The sequence below is a fragment of the uncultured Thiothrix sp. genome, from assembly GCF_937873765.1.
Lineage (GTDB): Bacteria > Pseudomonadota > Gammaproteobacteria > Thiotrichales > Thiotrichaceae > Thiolinea.
In genome coordinates, this window is the sequence record NZ_CALMZC010000047.1 from 1 (window position 1) to 24,243 (window position 24,243).

Consider the following 24,243-nt stretch of genomic DNA (forward strand, 5'->3'; position numbering starts at 1 on the left):
AGTCGGTACAGGGTTTAATTCTTCGCGCCGGATGATGCGCTTGCCGCTGCGGCTAATCGTTCCCGTGGTTGTGGGGGTACTAGCAGGCTTTTTATTGAGGCTTAGTGTTTTTTTGGGGGTATCGGTCATGGTCTCTCTGTACCCGTGGTGTAAGTGAATCGGGCTTTCCCAGCTGGCGGTGTTGTATGGGGCAAGTGTAGCACCCTGCCCTTGAGTTTGAATAAAAAACCAAAGGTAAGTATCTGTACGATTGAACTTACTTTGGGAAGTGTCGCAACTGTCGCAACTGTCGCAGTCGCAATTACTAAAGTGAGAAAAGCAGGGTTTTGAATGAATCAAAAATAAAGGTTAAATATATTATTTATAATAAAAACAATAATTTATATATATTTTATTATTAATTAGTAAATTCTATATAATTAATTATTAATCAATTTATCCTTTTACTGTCGCAACTGTCGCAACTGTCGCAACTTTTTTATGATAATTTTTAACAGACGAAAAAAAACCGGGTAAAACTACCCGGCTTGATCACTTACACCTTGGTTATTTTGCTTTTCTAAATGCCACTATCTGACCACCTGCCCTGAGTTCATCTAGGTAATCAGCCCATGCTTGCAGCATCTCCCGCCGCTGGTGAATCGCTTCACTACTATCAGCACGGTTATAACGTCCTCGAATACTGTTATCACGGTGGGCAAGCTGTTGCTCTATCAAGTCCATGTCCCAAAGGCGGGTACGAGTATCCTGTTCACGCATTCGATTCAGTAAGGTAGAAGCCATGCCCCTAAATCCATGTGGGGTCATGGTGTCGTTGTCATACCCCAGCGTCCTTAGTGCGGCTCTAACTGCATTTTCACTCATACAGCGACTTGCACCACGTGCATTGGGGAATACATAAGTAGATCGTCCCGTATAGGGGTATAGCTCGCGTAAAACTGCGACCGCTTGAGTTGATAAGGGGATGATATGACTGGAAAGATTAGCTTGCTTTTCGTGGGTAGGTGCTTTCATACGCTTAATCGGGATTGTCCATAAAGCTTGATCAAGGTCTATTTCTGACCATTCCGCTGCTCTCAACTCTCCCGGTCTCAACATGACTAAAGCAGACAACTGCAAAGCACATCGGACTATGAGCGTCCCTTCAAAATGATCTATATCGCGTAAGAGTTGCCCCACTTTGACTGGATCAGTCAGGGTTGCAAAGGGCTTTTTGCTTCTGGGTTTAAAGATGATGTTGTTATCAAGGTCTACTGTCGGGTTACGTTCGGCCAACTCTAAGGAAATAGCATGTTTATAGACTTGGCTGATGTATTGCTTCACCCGTCTAGCTGCATCCCCTGCCCCACGTGCCTCGATACGTTGTACCAAGCGGGTAATCTCTGCGGGAGAGATTTTATTAATATTCTTCTGTCCTATCCACGGAAAGGTATCATTCTGTAAATAACGATTGACCCTAAGAAAATGCCCTTCAGACCATGTTGATTTATTGCGCTCTACCCACTCTAAGGCAATTACCTGAAAACTCTGCCTACCTACCTGACACTCCAAGGCTTGCAAGCGCTGCTTATGGCGGTTTGGGTTGATACCTCTAGCTACTAAAGCACGCGCTTCCTCATGCTGCTCTCTGGCTTCTTTTAAGCTCATTTCAGGGTAATTACCCAAAGAGTGAATAGCCGGTTTTCCCTCGATTCGGTAACGATAGCGCCAGTATTTCCCAGTCTTGGTTACATACAACAACAAACCGCCACCATCTGCATAAGTTGCTGGTGAACCATCTTTTTCAGGCTTGGCATTTTTAACGGTTGAATCTTTTAGTTTCTTATTCATTTGTGTATATCGCTCTCTTTAAGTTGGAACGATATACACAATAATATGCACAATTTAATGCTATGCCATGCTACTTCATGCAACCACATGCAACAAAAAAGCCCTTGCAGATTGTGGCCTGCAAGGGCTTTTAGGACAGTATGCAACAACATACTACAATATTTTGGTAGGCATAATTGGACTCGAACCAACGACCCCCACCATGTCAAGGTGGTGCTCTAACCAACTGAGCTATATGCCTGTCGTTGAAGGCTGCAAAATATAACCAAACTTCTCAGGACTCGCAAGTCCTTTTTTCAGTATTAATGCTTATAGAGTTGTGGAGCACGTGCTTTATTTGCTGACCAACCAGCTCGACCGGGCTTAGTCGGGCGGGTTACTTTGAAGGGTGATTCAAACACTGCGACGACTCTGCGGGGCACAGGTGGTACAGATGGGGTTGCTTGTGTGAAGCTGGCACGGCGTACCGTGACTGCCGGTGTATTCGTACTTATCACTGCAGAATGGAAGAACACAGCCGTGCTTGAAGTGCTTACTTCACTTTTAGGACTTACCTCATCTTTAAGGCTTTCCTCAACTCCCGCTAGTTTATTATGAACAAACATGACATTACGCACATAATTTTGAGTTTCGCGATACGGCGGAATCCCCTTGTATTGATCAACTCGCCCTTCGCCTGCATTATACGCAGCTAAAACTTTAGTTAAATCACCATCAAAACGTTTCCATAGCCAAGCTAGATAGCGCGTACCGCCTTGAATATTTTGATGGCTGTCCATCGAGTCAGAAACACCAAAGCGCTCGGCCGTTTCTGGAATCAATTGCATTAAACCTTGTGCACCTTTAGGTGACTCTGCTTGTTGGTTATAGCAGGACTCAATAGCGATGACCGCTTTAATCACTGCCTCACTGACTTGATATTGAGTGGCGTATTTTTGAATAGTATCTTGATAAGGTGCAGCACGCTTATCTAAACTTTTAACTGACATTCTTGCACAGGGATGAGTAGCCGCTACCGAATCTATCGGCTCACTACTGGCCCCACTACTTGATAAAGTCAGCAGTAAATACAAACCTAATCCAAACTTCGCTAACGGCGAACTGGTCATTTTCATGAAGAAATCCATATCTGCCTTATTCTATAAGAAAGTGCTAATATGAGGCTAAAATCCCTAAAGTAAAATTCAACTAGTCTAAGTATAGGTTTAGATTAAACAACCTGAAGAAGTTTCAAACCACTTGCATTAAACCGACTACAATTGAGACTAATGGTCACTGTGCTTATGTTTCAGCCACCACTCAGGGAAAGGGCAAGCTCTTTAGCTAGTTACTTGGTGTGCTATGCATTGGGTCTTTGCAACTATACACGACTATCTTAAGGGTACGACTGCGTACTTTCTAGGCTTAACACTGAAAGAACATGCAGTCCTAGGCGCAGTTGAGTATCATGCAGCTTTTGCTATTTGCGCCTGACATGCAGCTTGTTTCTAAACTTAAAACTATTATTTTTCCTATCTTATTGCTGCTGTGGTTATTTTTTATTTCACTGGCTGCAGTAATTTATACGCCTTGGACTTATCAAATCAATTGCCACTGGAATCCACGCTGCGAACAATTAGGTATAGTTAAAATTGAAACCAGCAGTAGTGAATTAGCTAGTTTTTTTCGCCACGAACTTAGCACTTTGCCTAGCCCACCTTGGTCTGAAAAAGAAAGCCAACATCTGACTGAAGTACGTGGTATGTACGAGCAAGCTTTCTGGTTATTTATCTTGATTACAGCCGTATTGGTACTCGACTTAGTTCTTAGCAAACGTGCGCAGTGCTATCAAGCCTATGCCGTGATTATCCGAAATTTAATGTTAGGCTTATTAGTTGTCATGCTCTTGATTAGCCCTTTCTTTCGGTTTTTCTGGATGGAAATCTTTCACCCGTTAGTGTTTAGTAATGAGTTATGGCGTACTGATCCAAAAGATATTTCTTGGTATTTAATGCCAAGCAATTACTTTCTTTGGATAATCGTGTTTTTGCTTGCTACTACTTTATTACTCAATCAATTATTGGTTTGGTTACTACCTAAAGATCGAGATTTATAATGCACCACCTAATCTGCTTACTTAGCTTAATCTTCTTTAGTGGTTCCTTATATGCTGCTGAGTATTCGGGTTTTATGGTCAAATCCTATAACCCAAAGCGGGAACAACTTAATCTGTATTTGAAAGATAACAACGGCCAGCCCTTTAAAACTTTTGAGCGCTTAAATACTTGGCTGAGCACTCAACAGGAAGAGCTGCTATTTGCTATGAATGCGGGCATGTATCAAAACAATTTTGAGCCGGTGGGTCTCTTAGTGATCAAGGGAAAGCAGCTCGGTAAACTCAATTTACGTGCAGCCCAAGGTAATTTCTATTGGAAACCAAATGGAATATTTTTGATTAATGAAACCGGAGCGCAGATCGTCGAATCTTCTGAATACCCCAAGTTCGCTAAGCAGGTGCAGTTAGCAACTCAATCGGGGCCTTTGCTAGTGCAAAATGGTAACATTCATCCTGAATTTAAACCCGAGGCGATTTCGCGCTTAATCCGAAATGGAATTGGGGTTGCAGGCAAACAAGTTTATTTAGTTATCAGTACCCAGCCAGTAAATTTCTATGAATTCGCACGCTTCTTTAAGGATGAGCTTAAATGCACTGATGCCTTGTATTTAGATGGCGTGGTTTCAGCAGTTTATTCTGCTGAAACTAAAATCAATAGCCAAATCACCTTTTTAGGCCCCTTACTTGGGATTACGAAAAAACCTTAACTCTGCGCCGATACTGCCAAGCGAATCCCTAGGCCAATAAATAAAGAGCCAACGAGTTTATTCAACCAAGTTTTGACACTTGCACTAAGCTGTAAACGCTCGCTGGCAAAAGCCGTAAATAAAGCCACACTTGTGCACCAAATCAAGCTACTGATGTCAAACACCGTTCCAAGTAGAATAAAGGCTAATACGGTATTAGTTGAATCCTCAGAAATAAATTGTGGTACAAACGCCAAGAAGAATAACGCCACTTTCGGGTTTAAGGCATTGGTGAGAAAGCCTTGGTGGTAAACGGTGAATAAAGGCTGCTTAGTTTGAACGGCTTGCACCTTCGCTTCGTTAGCTACCGCTGCTCTTTGCCGTAAAGTCATCCAACCTAAATAAATCAGATAAGCCGCTCCCATCAGTTTCACTACCACAAAAGCCGCTGCTGAAGTCGCCAGTAACGCGGACAAACCAAAAGCAGCAGCAAATACATGCACATAGACGCCAGAACAAATGCCCAGACTTGCAGCCACCCCTGCTTTCCAGCCCTGCGACGCGCTTTTGCTCATAATAAATAAAGTATCTGGTCCAGGCATAAGATTGAGTAACAACCCGGAAATAATAAATAACCACCAATCATGAATACCTAACATCTGCTGCTCCTATTACGAGGGTTATCTAGTATACGCAGCTTAATGGTTGACTCACAAACAGGAGTTTAAGCACAGTCCCCACAGTTTTCCTATAATGGCACAGCGCCCCTATTCTTAGAGTTGACTGCCTCATGCTCGTGCTATTAATCGAAGATCACCGCCTCTTAGCCGAAACCATCAGTGACTATTTACTCAGCGAAAACCTTGAGGTCGATTACGCTGCAACTGGTTTGCAAGGTTTAGAGTTAGCCACTCAAAATACCTATGATGCCCTCATTTTGGATATAAACTTGCCGGATATCGATGGCTTTACTGTCTGTCAGCGTTTGCGTCAGCAATATGGTTTGGATGTACCGATTTTAATGCTCACTGCGCGTGACCAACTTCAAGATCGTTTGCAGGGCTTTGCCCAAGGCGCGGATGATTATTTAGTGAAACCTTTCGCCAACCAAGAACTAGTGGCTCGGCTACAAGCCTTGGTGAAACGTAATCGTGGGCAAGTAGTGAATAAGCGTATTAGCTTGGGTGATTTGACGGTGGATACTGGCACGCAGCAGGTATGGCGTGCAGGGCAAGAAGTCGTTCTATCCCCAACGAGCTTTAAAATTCTGCGTATTTTAATGCGCGAAGCTCCGGCTATTGTCTCGCGTGAAGCTTTGCAAAATGAAGTATGGGGTAGTGATACCCCTGATACCGATGCCTTACGGAGTCATTTATATAATTTACGCAAAGCGCTCAATCAGCCGAATCAAGCTGAACTGATTCAAACCGTTAAGGGCGTGGGTTTTAAACTTTTAGCCTACTAATTGTACCCGTACCCGAGTACCCTGCCCCAATAAACTACTCATACTCAAATGCCAACCGTAGCGCTCACACAAGCGGCGGACAATATCTAGACCTAAACCATAGCCGTCACCACTGGTATGCACACGCTGAAAAGCCTGTTGTGCCAACTCCAACTGCTCCGTATTCATGCCCATCCCGGTATCGCGCACCTCGACGGCATTACCTTCGATCAATACCGTCACCGAGCCATGCTGGGTATAATTGCAAGCATTGCGAATGAGATTGCCAAGCACAATAACCAAGGCTTGGCGTGGTGCGTGGATGCTCAGGCGTTGCGGCTCAATGCAGAGCAATTTCACATGCTGATCACTATTATGAGTTTGTTCAACTTGGTTGATCAGCCGCTTCACTAAATCATTCACCAATAGCGCTTCTGGTGGACTCGCCTGATTCTCTTCACGGGCTAACAGTAACAAGGTTTCAATCAAAGATTGCATATCACGGGTAGTCACTTGCATACGCTCCAAAGCGCGCTGCTGCAAGGGTTTATGTGCTTGTTTTTGCAATAACTCCAGCGAGCCACTAATAACGGCTAGGGGGGTACGCAATTCGTGACTGACATCACGGGTAAATTCACGCTCACGGATAAGTTGCTGCTGCAGGCGGTGGGTAAATTCCTGCAAAGATTGGGCGAGAATGCGCACTTCATCATTCACGGCTATTGCGGTGTATTCGTCCAATTTCAGATCAGCAAAATCATTGCCTTTGCCGTCAAATCGACGCATAGTCTGTGCCAACGAAACCAAGGGCGACAAGGTACGGCGTGATAAGCGATAAGCCACCCACGCCGATAAATAAATCACCATCAGTGCCAAACTCAAAGGCACGACACCGAAATAGAAAGACAATTTGCCGACGCTATTTTCATCAAATACTAAAAATAAGCGCTGATTCGCTTTGTCCTCTACATAAACCAAAGGATTGCTTTGCCCCAAATGCACCCGTTCATAACCGGGTTGCATGGCGCGAATTTCAGCGGGTACTTGGCTAAAATCGCCATTTTGCGCGAGATAACCCCGCAAATTATCAGTATTCGGGGTTGGATGCTGCGGGTCTTGCAGCAGCCAAGTCCAATAATGTACGGCTTCACCTTCGAGTGCTGCTTTGACCATGACTTTTTCTACAATCCATGCTGCGGTATACACCCCTAAGGCCGTAATGAGGCTAATAAATAGCATTTGCAGCACAAATACACGAATCAGCTTTTGGTAAATGCCATTCGGTTTAGTCATGATCGTCAATCTCTTGTCATCTTCACGTTAGTTTGACATTGATCTTGCTAACTTAGCCAGCATCAAGCCCGTAGGGGCATTCGGAGAACTAGCAATGCTGCCTAAGGTATTAGAAAGTTTTAAACAAGTGTATGAGGGACTGACAAAAGAAAACCTGTCGACCCTACATAGCGTTTATAGCCCCCAAATTGAATTCCAAGATCCTTTGCACCGCGTGCAAGGTTATGCGGCGTTTGAAGCTTATTTTGCGGCACTCTATGCCAATCTCGAATCCTGTCGTTTTGTCATTAAAGACTTGTTTTATCAAGATAATCAAGCTTGCGTCACTTGGACGATGACCTTTGTACACCCCCGTTTAAATAGCGGCAAAGCAGTCACGGTCGAAGGTGCGAGCCACTTACAGTTCAATCAGCAAGCTATTGAAAAGCATCGTGATTACGCCGATCTAGGGCAAATGCTCTATGAGCATATTCCACTCTTAGGTCAGGTGATTCGCACAGTGAAAAAGCGAGCAGTCGCATGAAAACGGTACTCATCACCGGTGCCACTTCCGGTATTGGTCAACAACTCGCACTAGATTACTTAAAAGATGGCTGGCAAGTGCTTGCTTGCGGACGAAATACTGAAAAACTGGCTGCTTTAAAAGCGCACAACCCTACCCACTGCCAGACTTTAAGCTTTGATGTGACTAAGCGCGAAGCGGTATTAGTGGCAGGGGAAAGTATTACTCAAGCTTTGGATTTAGTTATCCTCAATGCAGGCACAAGCATTTATATCGATGATGCTAAGCACTTCGACAGTGAGCGTTTTAGTCGCTTAATGCACACCAATTTACTCGGTATCGGCTATTGCTTAGAAGCCTTTACACGGCATATTCCGGCAGGTGGACAATTGGCTTTGGTGGGTTCGAGTGCTTACTTATTCCCTTTCACCCGTGCAGAAGCTTATGGCGCGAGTAAAGCCGCGATTGCTTATTTAGCACAAAGCTTAAGTTTAGATTTAAAAAAACATGGCATTGCGGTGAGCCTGATTACCCCCGGCTTTGTACAAACCCCACTCACCGATCAAAACGATTTTCCCATGCCGATGCGTATTCCAGTAGCGCAGGCCTCTACCGATATTCGTCGTGGTTTGGCTAAGCGCAAAGCTTTAATTAGCACACCCGCCAGTTTTGTCTTTGCTTTACGCTTATTAAATCGTCTGCCCTACAGCCTACAGCTATGGCTGGGGCAAAGGATACTACGCTCATGAAAATTGCCATTATCGGCTCAGGGATTTCAGGTTTGACTTGCGGCTATTTACTGAGCCGTGGGCATGAAGTACAAGTCTTTGAAGCCAATCATTATATTGGCGGACACACGGCGACCATTGATGTGAATGTGCAGGGCAAAACTTGGGCGATTGATACCGGTTTCATTGTCTTTAATGACCGCACTTATCCTTATTTCCAAGGTTTTCTCAATGAATTAGGCGTGCCTTATCAGCCCACTGAAATGAGTTTTAGCGTCACTAATACACAAACTGGCTTGGTATACAACGGCAACTCCTTAAATAGTCTCTTCGCTCAGCGCTCCAATTTATGGAATCCGCGCTTTTATGGCTTATTGAAGCAAATTGTACGCTTTAATCAGCGCTGCAAAACCTTAGCTGCACAAGGCGTTCCAGCCGAGCTCACTTTAGGCGACTTTCTCAAGCAAGAAGGTTTGAGCGAATTTTTCGCCAAGCATTACATTTTACCCATGGGTGCAGCGATTTGGTCGGCGAGCTTGGGAGAAATTGCAGCTTTTCCACTCAAATTCTTTATTCAGTTTTTCCATAATCATGGCCTATTGAATATTCAAGATCGCCCGCAGTGGTACACCATTACGGGGGGGTCGAAGCAATATATTCCCTATTTCACGCGCAACTTCGCAAGTAATATTCATCTCAATACCCCGATTAAAGCCATTCAGCGCCATGAACAAGGTGTGCAAATCAGCACCGAGCATAGCACGCACCCATTTGATGAAGTGATTTTAGCCTGCCATAGCAATCAAGCCTTGGCACTGCTGAATGATGCTAGTTCTGAGGAAACCAGCATTTTAGGCGCGATTCCTTACCGTGAGAATGAAGTTCTTTTGCATCACGATGAGCGTTTATTACCCTCGATTCCTTTGGCACGTGCGAGTTGGAATTATCACTTAAGCAACTCAGTGACACAGCCTGCCACGGTCACGTATAGCATGAATATTTTGCAGCGCTTGCCCGAAGAAGCACCGCAATTTTGCGTGACTTTGAATAATACCCAAGCCATTGAGCCAAGCAAAATTTTGGGTGAATACCGTTATAGCCATCCCGTATTTAGTCAAAAAATGGTGCAAGCACAAAGCCGCCGCCCAGAAATTTGTGGCAAGCGCCATACCCATTTTTGCGGAGCCTATTGGTATAACGGTTTCCATGAAGACGGCGTGAGAAGTGCAGTAGATGTGTGCCGCCGTCTAGGAGTGCAAGTATGAACGCGTTAAACAGTTGCCTGTACAGTGGTATGGTAGGACATTGTCGCTATCAGCCTACGTTGCATCGCTTTACATACTCGATCTTTTTGTTCGCCTTGGACTTGGATGAACTCAATAGCCTACCCAATTTAGGCTGGTGGTTTAAGGTTAAACGTGCTGCCTTAATGAGTTTTCACCCTAGTGATTATTTAGGTCATCAGCCCGAACTCACGCGCCAAACGGTTTGGCAAAAAGTAGCGAGTTTAGGCGGGAATAATTTAGATGGGCGTGTAGTATTTGTTGGGCAAGTACGCTGCTGGGGATTTTACTTTAGTCCAGTGAATTTCTATTACTGCCATGCAGCGAATGGCGAATTACATTATTTGCTCGCCGAAGTCAGTAATACGCCGTGGAACGAGCGCCATTGCTATTTAATTGATGCGCGCAGCCAAGCACCGATTCCTAAGGTGTTTCATGTCTCGCCCTTCATGGATTTGCAGATGCATTATCACTGGCGGTTTAGTGCACTGGATGAAGTTTTGAGCCTGCAAATCACTAATCAAGCCGAAGAACGCTTATTTGATGCCTCCCTGCGCTTGGAGCGTAAACCACTCACGGCTGCCGAACTCAAAGCGCAATGGCTACGCATTCCTGCCATGACGATTAAAACAGTGGCCAGTATTTACTGGCAGGCACTCAAACTGTATTGGAAAAAGGTACCTTATGTACCGCATCCCACGCCCTCGAAGGAGAGTAATGTATGAACACTTTAAGCACTGTCAAATTTAGTAAAAGCCTAAACTTCAGCTCAGCGACTTTCGCGAAAGCCTTGTTTTTAAAATTACTCGCCAAACTCGACTACGGCTATCTAACCCTCCAAGACCCCGAAGCCTTTTATACCTTTGGCAACCCACAACACAGTTTGCAAGCACATATTACTGTACATGATTTGCAAGGCTACGCACGGGTGTTATGGGGGGGAGGTACGATTGCGGCCGGCGAAACCTATATCGAAGGCTTATGGGATACCCCCGATTTAACCAAAGTGATTCGTGTCTTGGTGCGCAATCAACACCTACTCGACCAACTTGATCATGGTTTTTCATGGCTTAGTCAAATCGGGCATCGTATCGCGCATGCTTTACGCCCTAACTCCAAGGCTGGCTCCAAGAAGAATATCCTTGCCCATTACGACCTTGGGAATGAGTTTTATAAACTGTTCCTTGATGAAACCATGCTCTATTCCAGCGCGGTATTCCCCAGTTCAAACAGTAGCTTACACGAAGCGCAACTCAACAAATTACGCCTCATTTGCGAGCGTTTAGAATTAAAATCAGGTGATACCCTCTTGGAAATTGGCACTGGTTGGGGGGCTTTAGCGGTGTATGCGGCAAAGCATTATCAAGCCAAAGTCACTACCACCACGATCTCCGATGCTCAACACGCTTATGTGCAACAACTGATTAAAGACCAAGGCTTAGAGCAGCAAATCACCCTGTTGAAAAAAGACTATCGCGAGTTAAGCGGCCAATACGACAAGCTAGTATCCATTGAAATGATTGAAGCGGTCGGACACCAACACTTGCCACAATTTTTTAAACAATGTAATTGCTTACTTAAACCGCATGGGCGCTTATTCCTGCAAGCGATTACCATTAGTGACCAACGCTATGAGCGCTATCGCAAACAAGCTGACTTTATCCAACGTTATATTTTCCCCGGCGGCTTTTTGCCTTCGATTACCGTCATGAGTCAACATTTGACACAATTTACTGATATGAAAATCAGTGGCTTACAAGATATTGGCTTGGACTATACCCTCACCCTAAAACACTGGTCACAAGGTTTACAGGCTGAGCAAGATAAACTCGCAGGTTTGGGACTTGATCATCAATTTTATCGCCTGTGGCAGTTTTACCTGCATTATTGTGCGGGCGGATTTCAGGAACGTTTGATTAGTACCGTGCATTTAACTGCGGATAAACCGCTTTATCATGCTCAAACATCCACTAGCCATTAAACTAACTGACTTAGCCATCTTCCAAGGGATTTGGTGGCTAGCCGCGCTTGGAGGCAATAGCGCAGTGCTAGGCTTGCTTACGCTCTTAGGCTTACATTTGCTGCTGCTATCTGCACAGCTTAAGCGTGATTCATTAGCAATTTTAGTCCTTGCCCCTTTGGGTTGGGGCATTGATCTAAGCTTGCAGATACTTGGTTTTTGGAGTTTGCATAGTGCACTGCCCGTTTGGTTATTAGTGATTTGGGCTGGGTTTATTTTAAGTTTGTTTTATAGTTTGGCTTGGTTGCAACCACTGAAACCGCTTTATCAAGCTGCTATAGGTGGTGTGGCGGGCGCTTTGAGTTATTGGGCAGGAGCCAAGATGGGGGCTTTAAGTTTTAATTACTCCTTGCCAGTTTCGCTGATCACCCTAATAGCAGGCTGGGCAGTGATCTTACCTTTGCTCTTACAACTTATAAAAGGCTTTGAGCATCACTTTGGTTTGGCTCCAGTCACTACCCACTAACAAATCCGCGGCAATTGCTCGCCTACGAGCATATCCAAGAGGCGCTCTCCCCCAAAACCAGTATTTAAGAGCACACGCGCTTTGGGCGTGGCTTGCACTTCGCCGATAATCGCACTGGCTAAGCCTGCTGGATGTGCCCGCATCGCTGCCAGCAACAGATCAGCATACTCAGGCGGCACGACCGCTACGAGTTTGCCTTCATTCGCCAAATATAAAGGATCTAATCCCAAAATTTCACACATCCCACGCACTTCATCACGGACTGGAATAACAGAGTGCTGCAATTTAATCCCGACTTGCGAGCTTTGGGCGAACTCATTTAGGACGGTGGCTACCCCACCACGGGTCGCATCGCGTAAGCAATGAATCTGGGGACAAACTTTGAGCATAGTTTGCACCAGATCATGGAGCGGTTGGCAGTCACTTAAAATTGAACTTTCTAGAGCTAACTCACCACGCGCGTCTACAATCGCCGCACCATGATCACCAATAAAACCATTAATAATAATTTTGTCACCGACTTGAGCTTGGGTGGCAGCAATTTGAATATGAGCGGGAATCACGCCTACCCCAGCAGTATTAATAAAGCATTTATCCACTGCACCTTTATGCACAACTTTAGTGTCACCCGTAACGATTTTCACGCCGGTTGCATCGGCAGTTGCTTTCATCGAGGCAACGATTTTAATCAGCTCATCAATGGCAAAGCCTTCTTCCAAAATCATTCCACAGGTGAGGTATAAAGGCACTGCACCACTCATGGCTAAATCATTCACCGTGCCAGTCACCGCCAATTTGCCAATATCCCCACCGGGGAAAAATAGCGGGTCGACCACATAGCTATCGGTGGTGAGTGCTAAGCGATTGCCTTGCGCAATTAATTCAGTTAAATCAAAGCGTGCTTGGTCTTCTAGATTGGCTAATTCGGGATTGGCAAAACCTTTTACAAATACTTCATCAATCAATTCACGCATGGCTTTACCGCCTGCCCCATGCGCAAGCGTTATGGTTTTTCCAGCTAACTTACTCATGCTGCATCCCGCCCATAGCCATGATTATAATAGGCCGCACACGCGCCCTCACTGGACACCATCAGTGCACCCATTGGATTTTCAGGCGTGCAGCGTTTACCAAAAATCTGGCATTCCCATGGCTTGATTAAACCTTTAACCACAGCGCCACATTGACAATCTTGCGGATCGGTCATAGTGAGATTTTTAACTTTGAATTTCTGCTCAGCATCAAAGAATGCATATTCAGGGCGCATCCCCACTCCAGCCTGATCAATCGAGCCTAAACCACGCAACTCAAAGAAATCACGGGTTGCAAATACTTGGTGGATAGCCTTTAAGGCAGTGGTATTACCTTGAGTTTGCACCACCCGTGCATATTGATTCTCCACCCCGCAACGATTTTCAGCGAATTGCTGCAATAGCATCCATAGCGCCTGCAAAATATCCAATGGCTCAAAGCCAGTAATCGTTAAAGGCTTGTGATAATCGCGGACAATAAATTGGAAGGGTTCTAAACCAATCACCATCGCTACGTGTCCGGGAGCTAGAAAACCATCCAGCATGAGATCCGGTTCATCGAGCACCGCTTTAATGGTCGGTGCAGTGGTAATGTGATTGCAAAAGAGCGAGAAGTTTTTGATGCCTTCACGCTCAGCTTGCAGCACAGTCAAAGCCGTACTTGGCATCGTGGTTTCAAAGCCTAAGGCAAAAAATACTACTTCCCGTTCCGGATGCTTTTTTGCTAAAGCCAGCGCATCCATCGGCGAATAAACCATGCGAATATCCGCCCCTTCGGCACGCGCTTGTAATAAGCTCTTTTGCGAACCAGGTACACGCATCGCATCACCAAAGGTGGTAAAAATCACCTGCGGATTCTCAGCAATTGCCACACAATCATCTACCCGCCCCATAGGTAACACGCACACGGGACAACCCGGCCCATGCACCAATTCAATACAATCGGGCAGCATTTGCTCAATCCCATAACGAAAAATGGTATGAGTATGCCCACCGCAAAACTCCATAATCTGCCATGGACGTTGCAAGCAGGGTTCTAAGATCTGAGCAATGTGGTGTATAGCTTGGCGTAAAATTAGCGCTTTTTCGCTATCCCGAAACTCATCCACAAACTTCATGCGCTGACTCCTAATGCTTGTATAGCATCGAGTTCAACCTGTAATTCACCCAACTCCGCCAAAATCTGTAAAGTACGCTGTGCCTCGTCTTCATCAATCCGACTTAGGGCAAAGCCCACATGCACTAATACCCATGCGCCTACCAAATCTTGTAACTCCGTGCCTTCTTCAGCAATACAAGTAATATTTACCTCGCGCAATACGCCGCCGATATTGACCTTAGCCAAGTAACAAGCGGCATTGGTAATCGTACTGATCTGCCCCGGAATTCCTAAACACATACTTACTTGACTCCTAATAATTGCGCGGCAACAATCGCTGCTTGACCCAAGGCTAAACCACCATCATTGGCTGGGACTTGGCGTTGCATTAATACGGTAAATTGACCCTTTAGGCCAGCGTGGACAGCTTCTAATAGGACACGGTTTTGAAACACACCACCAGATAAAACAATGGTAGTCAATTGGTACTGCTTGGCGAGTTGGGAAGCAATCTCTACCAAGCTGTGTGCTAAGCCTTTATGAAAGCGCGTAGCCATCCAAGCCTTACTCTGTCCTGCTGCTAAATCAGCTAATAAGGCTTGCCACATTGGACTAGGGTCAAGCTGATAAGCATTGAAAGCGAATGGATAACCTGCTAACTCAGTCAACAAACCACGCTCCACACAAGCCTCTAGCTCAATAGCGGCTTGCCCTTCATAGCTCACGCTCTCACAACAAATACCTAATAGCGCTGCCACTGCATCGAATAGCCGTCCAATAGAACTGGTGAGTGGGCAATTTAAACCCCGCTCTGCTATTGCCTGCAAACTAGCTAGTGGCTTAGTTTGCAGATAGCGAATAGCTGCCAACTCAGCATAATCTCGCGCTAGTTGCTGCCAACGACCTGTCGCCTTTAGATGAGCAACCGCTAAGCGCCAAGGCTGAAGAATGGCTTGTTGTCCACCGTATAAATGCACCGGCTTGAGAAAGGCTAAGCGCTCAAATTTCTGATAATTAGCTTTTAAAAACTCGCCACCCCAAAGGGTATGATCACTCCCATAACCTGTGCCATCTAACACGATGCCCAGTACCTCATCGGCTGCTAAGGGATAAGCATTGTCTGCTAGACAGGCTGCTAGATGCGCATGATGATGTTGAACTTCAATAATTGGCAAATTACGCTCAGCCGCCCATGCTCGACCCCATTGGCTGATGTGATAATTCGGATGCCTATCCAAAGCAACTGCATCTGGCTGATACTGATACACCGTTTGATACAGAGCCAAATGCTGCTGCACATCCTGTAAGGTTTGGTAATTCGCCAAATCGCCATTGTGTTGGGACAGAATGGCTTGCCCTTGCTCTAACAAACAAAAAGTATTTTTTAACTCGCCCCCAAACGCCAAAACTTTAGGTGCTTGCTCAAAGCCTGTTGGTAAATCTATTGGTTTAGGTGCAAAACCACGCCCCCGCCGCAAAACACGCATTTCCCCTGCCATAAAACGCAACACTGAGTCATCCACTCGGTTGGCAATATCACGATTATGTAGCAGTTGTGTGTCGGCAATTTCACCCAATTGCGCAAGACTTTGCTCATTGCTAATACACTGTGGTTCACCCGAAACATTGCCTGAGGTAAGCACTATAGGCTGCTCTAAACAATTCATTAGTAAATGATGTAAGGGTGTGTAAGGCAATATGAAACCAATCAGATGTTGATTAGGCGCAAGCGCATCACTTAAGGAGCATTCAGGTTTGCGCTCTAGCAATACAATCGGTGCTGCAGCGGACTCTAAGGCAGCTTTTTCCTCAGCGTTGACTAAACAGAATTGCTCAATTTGTGCTAAGTTTTTTGCCATTAAAGCTAAGGGTTTAGCAGGACGATGTTTACGCTTACGTAATTTAAATAAGGCATCAACATTACTAGCATCGACTGCTAAATGCATGCCACCAAGACCTTTGATAACGACTATCTGCCCTTGCATAATGTGCTCAGCACAAGCCTGAATCGCAGCATAGCCTTGAATTTTTTCTGTGACCGTCTCAAGCCAAACTTGTGGACCGCAAACGGCACAAGCATTAGCTTGAGCATGAAAACGCCGATCAGTCGGATGGTGATATTCTGCTGCACAGGCCTTACATAACGCAAAGGTCTGCATAGTAGTTTGGGCGCGGTCATAGGGAATGCCTGTAACGATACTTAGACGTGGCCCACAATGTGTGCAATTAGTAAAGGGATACTGGTAGCGACGTGACTTAGGGTCAAAACTCTCGTGTATACATTCCTTACAAGTTGCAGCGTCGGGTGCTATATGCGTGTGAGCATTTGAATAATGGCTTGCGAGAATTTGAAAATCAGTCTGAGTTTGTAATGCAATAACCTCACGCTCAATACTCGTAATTTGTGCCAAAGCTGGCGCTTCGGTTTGCAGACGAGCCACAAACTGTTCTAAGTTCACCACTGAACTTTGCGCCTCAATCAGTACACCTTCGCCATCGTTGCGTACCGAGCCGAGCACGCTCAATTCATGCGCAATACGCCATACGGTAGGTCTAAACCCCACACCCTGCACAATGCCACGAATCCGAATGCGTTCTGCTTGCATTAATGCACCGTGCAAACCATACAAGGGTCAAACGAACGTACAATATGCTGCACCTTGACTGCACCGGTGTCCTCAACCGGAGTTCCAACTAAAGCTTGCTCTAAAGCACCTGCCTGACCTAATTCATCTCGTGGGGAAAAATTCCAAGTCGTAGGTGCAATGATTTGATAATGAGCAATTTTGCCAGCCTGAAGGGTGAGCCAATGCCCTAAACTGCCACGTGCCGCTTCGACCATACCTATTCCCTGTGCTTCATCCGGCATCGAAGCATGTGCACAAAACGGCTCCCCGATTTGGATGGCTTGACACCATTGCTCCATCACGGGCACTACACGGGCTAGCTCTAAGAGACGTGCAATTACCCGTGTCGCTACATTGCCACCGGAAGCTTGCACTAAGTTTGTTATCAACGGCTGCTGAGCCACAAGCTGCCGCGCAATTGCACCGGTTTCCACCACTTTCCCATTTAAACGTGGCGCTTTACACCAGCTATATGCACCCTGCTTTTCCCAATGTGGCTGCGTTTCACCTTGAAATGGAACTGCTACACGTTGCTCTGCTTGCATCCAGCTATGGCTAATATCCTCAGTGATTTGCTCCACATCTAAGGCATGAATCTGCCCCTGCACCCATACCCCTTGCGGAAAATATTGACCATACGCGCCATAACTCAAAAAGCGATCTGTGCCACGCCCTAAACCGTTTAGCTTTAAACGGTTTGCTAATTGCAAAAATCGCCCAAAATCGCTGTTGCTGTGTGCGGCTTGCCAAGTGTTTAACTCATCGGCAGTGCTTAATTGTGTAACCGCCTCCAATTGATCAACAAACACCACACGCTCTAAAAACGCACGAAATTGCCGAATCAATAATAACAATTGCAGCTTTTCCTGTGCCTCTAAAGCACGAGTGCTACCGCCTGCTTGAATGCTGAGACTATGTGGCCATTTGCCAGCCAAAATACCAGTGATATGCAGCCACTCAGCCCGCGCTTTTAAAACCTCGCCATGTGCACTGCCACTTTGTGCTTTAAAACGTTGCGCTGTATCAGAAAACCAAGGCTGACTTTGATACACCTCACGGGCAAAATCGGGCATGAAAAATAGGTAAAAGTGAGTCAAATGATCCGCTAGATTTTCACAGGCTAAAATCAAGTTCGTAACCAATTGCCCATTGAGAGTGGGTGTTAAACCCTGCGCTTGAGCGAGTGCTTGGGCAGCGGCAACTGATTGAGCCACTGAACAAATCCCACAAATACGCGGTGTGTAGACCAAAGCATCACTGGGTACTTTACCCACCAAAATCCGCTCGAAGCCTCGAAACAGCGAGGAGTTAACCCACGCTTGAGTAATGACACCTGCATCAGACTCAAATTGCACTTCGAGATCGCCTTCGACACGGTTAAACGGCCCCAGTATGCGACGAGTCATTTGCGTCCCCGATTTTTGCTGCTGGGGGGAATTGAGATTTGCTCAACGACTGCATTAGTGCGCACTCGTTCAGGGGTAGCAGCTTTAGATAATGAGGCGAGCGCTACAAACCAAGCTTTAGGCATATCAGAGGGCAAACCAATCGGGATTCCGGCGATTTTCGGTGTTACTCCAAAAGCATGCTTGATTTGCTCAAATGCAGGTGCGGTGCAATTAATACAAGGATACCCACCACGCAAACATGAACCACTGCCATTCCACAGATGAGTATTACAATCAGCGCGTGCTTGAGTCCCCAAACAACCACAATGCTCCATCATACAGCCCAAATCGGCGGGCTTTCCCGCGCTTGCTTTATATTCATAAAATTCGTTACGCGGACAGCCGTGATGCACTAAATGATTGGTATAGGAACGCGGGCGATGGAACTCATCCAAATCCTCTAAGCGCAAGGCATTCATACTGATTTGCACTAAGGTATTCGTCACCCAAGCGGGATGCGTAGGGCAACCCGCAATATTAATCACCGGAAAGCCTGCTTTGGAGCGCCAATTAGCATCTAAAACACTACCCAAGAGTGCGCCGTCGTATTGCAAACCCGTCGCTTCAGCAATATTCTCACCCGCCGCCGTTATCCCACCAAACGCTGCACACGAACCCACCGCCACCACATACTGTGCTTTAGCAGTCAAGAGCTTGAGCCAGTGCAACATACTCTGTTGTGTACCCGCCAATTGATGAAACGCACCACTACCCTTCGGCCCACAAATTACCGAACCTTCTAGGCACAGAATATCCAGTGGAATTTCATCCGTCAGTACGGCTTGGAGTAGGTCTAAAAACTCCTGATGCGAGGCTTCACTTAATGACGGATGCCACAATAAATTAAGGTCGGCTAGCTTAAATAATTCATATAAACTAGGGACTTCGGCATTGAGCAGCGACATTGAGCAACCACCACAACTACCCGATTGCAGCCACAGTATGTTCATAACGCTGCCCTCGCTTTTAGTGGCAAACTCAAGCGGAAAATCGCGCCATTTTCGCCCTGCTGATAATAATTACGTGCACTCAAAGCTCCACCACAATGCTCCGTCGCCAAGCCATAGCTAATATATAAGCCTAAACCAGTACCCTTGCCGACGGCTTTAGTAGTATAAAACGGATCAAATAACTTAGGTAAATCGGCCTCTTTAATCCCCAAACCATTATCTTGAATATCCACGTGCACCCACTCAGACTCGGTGAGCAGTTGCAGGGTCAATTTTGGTTTAATTTGGTTTTCCATCGCATCCAAGGCATTTTGAATCAGGTTGACCAAGATTTGGCTGACATAGCCTTCGTAATTATAAATCGCACATTGAGCAGGGAAGGTTTGAGTGAGTTCAGGCTCAATAGGACTAGAGCGCGCCAGCCAGTGAACAGTACGTTGACAGAGGGCTACTAGATCAAAACGCTCAGGTTTTTGGCTGGCGGGCGTGGAAAACAGGCGCAAGTTTTTCACGATTTCACTGACTCGCTCCGCCCCTTCCATTGAGCCTTCCAACAGTGGACGAATATCCTCCATCATCCGATCAATACGCAATTGTTTACGTAAAGCTTCACGCTTATCCACCGGTAAATTGCTATGCACACCCTCCAAATACTGCCGAAAACGTTGCTCATAACTCAAGAGCACGTGCATATTCGCGAAAACAAAACTAATTGGATTATTCAACTCATGTGCTACACCTGCCACCAAACGCCCCAAAGAGGCCATTTTCTCAGATTGAATCAATTGGCGTTGGGTGTCTTTTAAATCTTGATGAGCTTGAGTCAGATTTGCATAAGCATGCTCTAGCTCAGTATTTTTTTCTTCTAATTCAATTTGATAGTGCACTAGGTCGGTGTAAATATCATCCATGCGCTGAATGACCTCCACCCACGCATTCTCCTCAAACTGACTAGGCAAACCTTGGTCTAGGCCGACTTGTTTGAGGAGAGTGTTGGTCATGCTGAACCTGCCGAATCCAAACGCTCAAGCTCATAACGCTCCAGTTTGCTACGTAAACCGACCCGCGATAAGCCTAACTCTTCAGCAGCACGGCTTTTATTCCAGCGATGGCGAATCAAGACTTCTTTTAAAATCCGCGCTTCCAATTGCTCAACGCGATCTTTGAGCGTGCCTTGTAAATCATCTGTCAACAGGCGCATTTCTTGGCGATATTCTTCTGGTGTGGCACGCAACACATGTGGAGACACCAAATTCGACTCGAGATAGTCACTTCGACATAAAACTAGCATACGCTTCACTTCATTTTGCAATTCACGCACATTACCCGGCCAATCATAGGCTTGTAGGCAGGCTAAGGCTTCATTACTAAAGCCTTTGACATGCTTCCCCATTTGCTGCACCGCCTCTTGCAAGAGCGCATTGGCTAAATAGGGTACATCCTGTAAACGCTGGCGCAAAGGCGGTAAATGAATCGAAAACGTCGCAAGCCGATAATATAAATCCTGACGGAAACGACCTTGGCGTACTTCCTCGGTTAAATCTTTATTCGTGGCAGCAATCACTCGCACATTAATACTGCGCATGGTATTAGTACCAAGGGGACGAATCTCACCCTCTTGTAACACCCTCAATAACTTCACCTGAAATGCAGGGGAAATATCGCCAATTTCATCTAAAAAAATTGTCCCTTTATCCGCCAATTCAAATAAGCCCACCCGATCTGCAATCGCGCCGGTAAATGCACCACGCTTGTGCCCGAATAGCTCACTCTCTAGTAACTCATCCGGCAAAGCACCACAGTTTTGGGCAATAAATACTTCATTCTGACGTAGGCTATTGTAATGTAAGGCGCGCGCCAGTAGCTCTTTGCCTGTGCCTGATTCACCTGTGAGCACCACATTCACATCATAGGGAGCAACTTGGAAAATCTCTTGGCAGACTGCATTCATACAGCTATCTGGACTACGCACCACCCCCATATCCCAATCGTAACGCTCTTGCAAAGCAGTACGTTTGCTTTGAATAGCCGCACTCAAAGTACTAGGCTTGAGTTTTAATTCAAGACTCAAACGTTCGTTTTGGCGTTGTAAATCAAACAACTCGACCGCATTGCGCAGCTTTAAGCGTAATTCATCGGGATGCCAAGGCTTACTAATATATTGATAAATACCCGCCTCATTAATCGCGCTAATAATGTCATCGGAATCGGTGTAACCGGAAATAATCATCCGTACCACTTCCGGCCATTGTTCGCGCACCTGACTTAAAAGCGCTACGCCCGACACATTGGGCATGCGCTGATCGCAGACTATCACTTTGACCCACTCTCGCTCCAAAATTGCCAAGGCAAGCTCAGCAGTGTGTGCGGTATACACATCAAACTCATCATCCAACAGGCGCACGATGGCTTCTAGCGCACGCTTTTCATCATCCACGATTAAGATCGTTGGGCGTTCAGTCATGCTCCAAGCTCGGCTTTAACTTGAGTGCTCGGACGCCCAAGCAAACGCATTTGCTGATTCATGCGCAGCCATTGATACCATTGCTGCATACCCTCACCTGTGGTGGCTGAGACTTGTAAGATTTGAATGGAGGGATTTACGCGGCGTGCATACTCAATGCATTTCTCCACATCAAATTGCAGATAAGGCAACAGATCAATCTTATTTAAAAGCAATAGGTTAGCAGCATGAAACATATCTGGATATTTAATGGGTTTATCCTCGCCCTCAGTGACCGACAAAATCGCCACTTTATGCGCCTCACCTAAATCAAACGCCGCTGGGCAAACCAAATTCCCGACATTTTCAATAAACAGAATACTAGCGGCTTGGGGTTGTAAACTTTCTAAAGCATGCCCAACCATATGCGCATCCAAATGACAGCCTTTGCCGGTATTAATTTGAATCGCAGGGCAACCGGTAGCACGAATCCTATCCGCGTCTTGTGCAGTTTCTTGATCACCTTCGATCACTGCTAGACGCATCTCATCTTTTAAATCGGTGAGGGTGCGCACCAATAAACTGGTTTTACCCGATCCCGGACTTGAAACTAGATTCAAAGCAAAGATACCCTGCTCCGCTAGCCAACGTCGATTCTGCTGCGCGTAACTATTATTTTTGCCCAGAATATCTTGTTCAATCTGCACCATGCGCGTTTGGCTTAAACCAGGAGCATGAACGCGTGCAGGGCCTAGCCCATAATGGTGATTACCCACTAAAGGTTTGAACATAGTTTGCGGTTCAGGTGAGTGAGCATGACTATAATCATGGTCATGATGGTGGTGATCATGCGTATGACTATGATCGTGGTGGTGCTCATGACTAGGTTCTTTACCTTCCACCCGTGTTTCGCCTGTACTACAACCACATACGGTACACATTACTCCACCTCCAATTCTTTTATACGCATTTCATCACCCGAGCTGACTTGCAATTGATAACCGCCACAAATAGGGCAAGCATCATAACGCTGGCGAATTTCCACAATCTGCCCACAGGACAAACACCAGGCTTGAGCGGGTAAATGAATAATCACTAGTTGAGCATTGCCAGCTAAAGTCCCACGTCGTACCACATCAAAGGCGAACTCTAAAGCCGAAACCTCTACACCTGCCAACGCACCTATTTCTAACCAAATGGTTTTGACTTGGCTAAAACCTTGCTTAGCACTTTCGGTTTCTAAGATTTGCAATACACCTTCTGCCAGCGACATTTCATGCATAGCTCAGCTCCAAATCATACGCCACGCAGGGATCAAGTGCTGCAATCCATAAGCGGGCTTGGCTTACTAATTCAGAGCTTGAAGCCGTTTGCATGAGCGCTTGTAAACCTTCAGACACAACACCCTGTGATGCGAAGGTTAAATCAGTTGGGGCGAGAATCTCATAATTTTTAACCAAACCCTGCGCATTCAATTGCACAACATGACGCAAACTCCCACGGGCAGCTTCAACTTGCTGATGAGCAAGATTCATAATCGACGGCTGTACCAATTCCACTAAACGCGCTAGATAACGCGTAAACACTCCATTACCATAAGCCGCTAATGCAGCTCGAATGATCGGTTGCTGAGCTTGGCGTTTTAGTACCGACGCTTCCTCTGCCAATGGAAAATCATTTGCCCCCAAACTGGCTAATTGCTGCTGTTGTAACTGAGCTAAAGTTTGGGCGGCTACCGTTGCTTGTGCAGCTATCCACCTTTGTAAAGCTTTTAAGGTATTGAGCTGCTCCCACTTATCCAAAGACATAGCAAAAATATGCGTCTCTAAAAACGACTCCCACACATCCATTATCTCAGTGTCAGTCGTGGCTAATTCGCTAGTTAGAGTAAACGCCCGCGCACCTTGAAACCAAGCTTGGCGGGCTTGCGGGACAATACGCATAGCTTGTTGGATTAAACTGGGGTTGGGTTGTTGCCCCAACCAAGTGCTCCAATCCATTAAAATCCGTAACACATGCTCACGCTGCGTTTCGAGCCGGACTAATTGCGCTTGTGTCTCAAGCAATTTTGGCTGACTTGGTAGCTTTAATGTCTTTTGCACTGCCAATAAAGCGGCACAACTCTGAGCCTGACTGCAAATGCTAAACAGCAATGGAATGCGCTCTAAAGCTTGCTCAACTGTCTTTCCAACCAAAAGTTTTTGAATCGCCGCCAAGGGACGCTGAATCTGCACACTCGCACTTTGCGTGGCTGAATTTAAAACAATCTGAATACGCCCTTCTAAACCGGCTTGCATC

General features: G+C 45.9%; 24 protein-coding genes and 1 tRNA gene. 9 read left to right on the forward strand and 16 right to left on the reverse strand.

The annotated features are described in order from the left end of the window. Positions 1–546: 546 nt before the first annotated feature. From Q0307_RS13610 to Q0307_RS13620, 3 genes are all read right to left on the reverse strand, one after another. Complete coding sequence (locus Q0307_RS13610) at positions 547–1,830, reverse strand: integrase arm-type DNA-binding domain-containing protein (RefSeq protein ID WP_298661337.1); 1,284 nt, start codon at positions 1,828–1,830, stop codon at positions 547–549. Between the two features lie 164 nt (positions 1,831–1,994). Then, positions 1,995–2,071: transfer RNA gene (locus Q0307_RS13615), tRNA-Val, on the reverse strand. Between the two features lie 61 nt (positions 2,072–2,132). Beyond that, positions 2,133–2,945, reverse strand: a complete 813-nt coding sequence (locus Q0307_RS13620) for a lytic transglycosylase domain-containing protein (RefSeq protein ID WP_298661338.1) — start codon at positions 2,943–2,945, stop codon at positions 2,133–2,135. A gap of 332 nt (positions 2,946–3,277) precedes the next feature. Here Q0307_RS13620 and Q0307_RS13625 point away from each other — a divergent pair, with 332 nt between their 5' ends. Together Q0307_RS13625 and Q0307_RS13630 are read left to right on the forward strand one after the other, a co-directional pair. Continuing rightward, the gene (locus Q0307_RS13625) at positions 3,278–3,925 is read left to right on the forward strand and encodes a DUF1461 domain-containing protein (RefSeq protein WP_298661339.1); all 648 of its coding nucleotides are present in this window, start codon (positions 3,278–3,280) and stop codon (positions 3,923–3,925) included. After that, positions 3,925–4,632 carry a phosphodiester glycosidase family protein gene (locus Q0307_RS13630; RefSeq protein WP_298661340.1) on the forward strand — a complete coding sequence of 236 codons (708 nt, stop codon included), beginning with the start codon at positions 3,925–3,927 and terminating at the stop codon, positions 4,630–4,632. The genes Q0307_RS13625 and Q0307_RS13630 overlap by 1 nt, the downstream gene beginning before the upstream one ends. Here Q0307_RS13630 and Q0307_RS13635 read toward each other — a convergent pair. Further along, entirely contained in the window at positions 4,629–5,270 is a 642-nt protein-coding gene (locus tag Q0307_RS13635; RefSeq protein ID WP_298661341.1) for a LysE family translocator, read from the reverse strand. The genes Q0307_RS13630 and Q0307_RS13635 overlap by 4 nt on opposite strands. A gap of 131 nt (positions 5,271–5,401) precedes the next feature. Between Q0307_RS13635 and Q0307_RS13640 the strand changes: the two genes are divergently transcribed. Then, positions 5,402–6,076, forward strand: a complete 675-nt coding sequence (locus tag Q0307_RS13640; RefSeq protein ID WP_298661342.1) for a response regulator transcription factor — start codon at positions 5,402–5,404, stop codon at positions 6,074–6,076. Here the strand turns inward: Q0307_RS13640 and Q0307_RS13645 are convergent. Beyond that, positions 6,065–7,348: a HAMP domain-containing sensor histidine kinase gene (locus Q0307_RS13645; RefSeq protein ID WP_298661343.1), complete on the reverse strand. Its 1,284-nt coding sequence runs from the start codon at positions 7,346–7,348 to the stop codon at positions 6,065–6,067. The genes Q0307_RS13640 and Q0307_RS13645 overlap by 12 nt on opposite strands. A 94-nt stretch (positions 7,349–7,442) precedes the next feature. Between Q0307_RS13645 and Q0307_RS13650 the strand changes: the two genes are divergently transcribed. The 6 genes from Q0307_RS13650 to Q0307_RS13675 are packed head-to-tail and all read left to right on the forward strand — an operon-like array spanning position 7,443 to position 12,347. Then, positions 7,443–7,871 (forward strand): nuclear transport factor 2 family protein, encoded by a 429-nt coding sequence (locus tag Q0307_RS13650; protein ID WP_298661345.1) that lies wholly within the window; start codon positions 7,443–7,445, stop codon positions 7,869–7,871. Further along, positions 7,868–8,599 carry an SDR family NAD(P)-dependent oxidoreductase gene (locus Q0307_RS13655; RefSeq protein WP_298661346.1) on the forward strand — a complete coding sequence of 244 codons (732 nt, stop codon included), beginning with the start codon at positions 7,868–7,870 and terminating at the stop codon, positions 8,597–8,599. Before Q0307_RS13650 ends, Q0307_RS13655 begins: the two co-directional genes overlap by 4 nt. Further along, positions 8,596–9,843, forward strand: coding sequence for an FAD-dependent oxidoreductase (locus Q0307_RS13660; RefSeq protein ID WP_298661347.1), 1,248 nt, complete (start codon positions 8,596–8,598; stop codon positions 9,841–9,843). Before Q0307_RS13655 ends, Q0307_RS13660 begins: the two co-directional genes overlap by 4 nt. Continuing rightward, positions 9,840–10,586, forward strand: a complete 747-nt coding sequence (locus Q0307_RS13665; RefSeq protein WP_298661348.1) for a DUF1365 domain-containing protein — start codon at positions 9,840–9,842, stop codon at positions 10,584–10,586. The genes Q0307_RS13660 and Q0307_RS13665 overlap by 4 nt, the downstream gene beginning before the upstream one ends. Next, complete coding sequence (locus Q0307_RS13670; RefSeq protein WP_298661349.1) at positions 10,583–11,842, forward strand: cyclopropane-fatty-acyl-phospholipid synthase family protein; 1,260 nt, start codon at positions 10,583–10,585, stop codon at positions 11,840–11,842. The genes Q0307_RS13665 and Q0307_RS13670 overlap by 4 nt, the downstream gene beginning before the upstream one ends. Continuing rightward, on the forward strand, positions 11,817–12,347 hold the full coding sequence (locus Q0307_RS13675; RefSeq protein WP_298661351.1) for a DUF2878 domain-containing protein: 531 nt from the start codon (positions 11,817–11,819) through the stop codon (positions 12,345–12,347). Before Q0307_RS13670 ends, Q0307_RS13675 begins: the two co-directional genes overlap by 26 nt. Here Q0307_RS13675 and hypE read toward each other — a convergent pair. From hypE to Q0307_RS13730, 11 genes are read right to left on the reverse strand one after another with little or no spacing between them, the layout of a single operon-like run. Continuing rightward, positions 12,344–13,378 carry a hydrogenase expression/formation protein HypE gene (gene hypE / locus Q0307_RS13680; protein WP_298661352.1) on the reverse strand — a complete coding sequence of 345 codons (1,035 nt, stop codon included), beginning with the start codon at positions 13,376–13,378 and terminating at the stop codon, positions 12,344–12,346. The genes Q0307_RS13675 and hypE overlap by 4 nt on opposite strands. Then, a complete protein-coding gene (gene hypD, locus Q0307_RS13685; RefSeq protein ID WP_298661353.1) occupies positions 13,375–14,496 on the reverse strand; it encodes a hydrogenase formation protein HypD in 1,122 nt (373 codons plus the stop codon). Before hypD ends, hypE begins: the two co-directional genes overlap by 4 nt. After that, positions 14,493–14,777, reverse strand: coding sequence for a HypC/HybG/HupF family hydrogenase formation chaperone (hypC, locus tag Q0307_RS13690; RefSeq protein ID WP_298661354.1), 285 nt, complete (start codon positions 14,775–14,777; stop codon positions 14,493–14,495). Before hypC ends, hypD begins: the two co-directional genes overlap by 4 nt. Before the next feature lie 2 nt (positions 14,778–14,779). After that, entirely contained in the window at positions 14,780–17,083 is a 2,304-nt protein-coding gene (gene hypF, locus Q0307_RS13695; protein WP_298661355.1) for a carbamoyltransferase HypF, read from the reverse strand. Further along, a complete protein-coding gene (locus Q0307_RS13700) occupies positions 17,083–18,510 on the reverse strand; it encodes a nickel-dependent hydrogenase large subunit (RefSeq protein WP_298661356.1) in 1,428 nt (475 codons plus the stop codon). The genes hypF and Q0307_RS13700 overlap by 1 nt, the downstream gene beginning before the upstream one ends. Further along, a complete protein-coding gene (locus Q0307_RS13705; RefSeq protein WP_298661357.1) occupies positions 18,507–19,502 on the reverse strand; it encodes a HupU protein in 996 nt (331 codons plus the stop codon). Before Q0307_RS13705 ends, Q0307_RS13700 begins: the two co-directional genes overlap by 4 nt. Beyond that, positions 19,499–20,503 carry an ATP-binding protein gene (locus Q0307_RS13710; RefSeq protein WP_298661358.1) on the reverse strand — a complete coding sequence of 335 codons (1,005 nt, stop codon included), beginning with the start codon at positions 20,501–20,503 and terminating at the stop codon, positions 19,499–19,501. The genes Q0307_RS13705 and Q0307_RS13710 overlap by 4 nt, the downstream gene beginning before the upstream one ends. Further along, positions 20,500–21,966, reverse strand: a complete 1,467-nt coding sequence (locus tag Q0307_RS13715; RefSeq protein ID WP_298661359.1) for a sigma-54 dependent transcriptional regulator — start codon at positions 21,964–21,966, stop codon at positions 20,500–20,502. The genes Q0307_RS13710 and Q0307_RS13715 overlap by 4 nt, the downstream gene beginning before the upstream one ends. Then, the gene (gene hypB / locus Q0307_RS13720; protein WP_298661360.1) at positions 21,963–22,886 is read right to left on the reverse strand and encodes a hydrogenase nickel incorporation protein HypB; all 924 of its coding nucleotides are present in this window, start codon (positions 22,884–22,886) and stop codon (positions 21,963–21,965) included. The genes Q0307_RS13715 and hypB overlap by 4 nt, the downstream gene beginning before the upstream one ends. Continuing rightward, positions 22,886–23,227: a hydrogenase maturation nickel metallochaperone HypA gene (gene hypA / locus Q0307_RS13725; RefSeq protein WP_298661361.1), complete on the reverse strand. Its 342-nt coding sequence runs from the start codon at positions 23,225–23,227 to the stop codon at positions 22,886–22,888. The genes hypB and hypA overlap by 1 nt, the downstream gene beginning before the upstream one ends. Beyond that, positions 23,220–24,242: a hypothetical protein gene (locus Q0307_RS13730; protein ID WP_298661362.1), complete on the reverse strand. Its 1,023-nt coding sequence runs from the start codon at positions 24,240–24,242 to the stop codon at positions 23,220–23,222. The genes hypA and Q0307_RS13730 overlap by 8 nt, the downstream gene beginning before the upstream one ends. Between the last annotated feature and the right edge of the window lies 1 nt (position 24,243).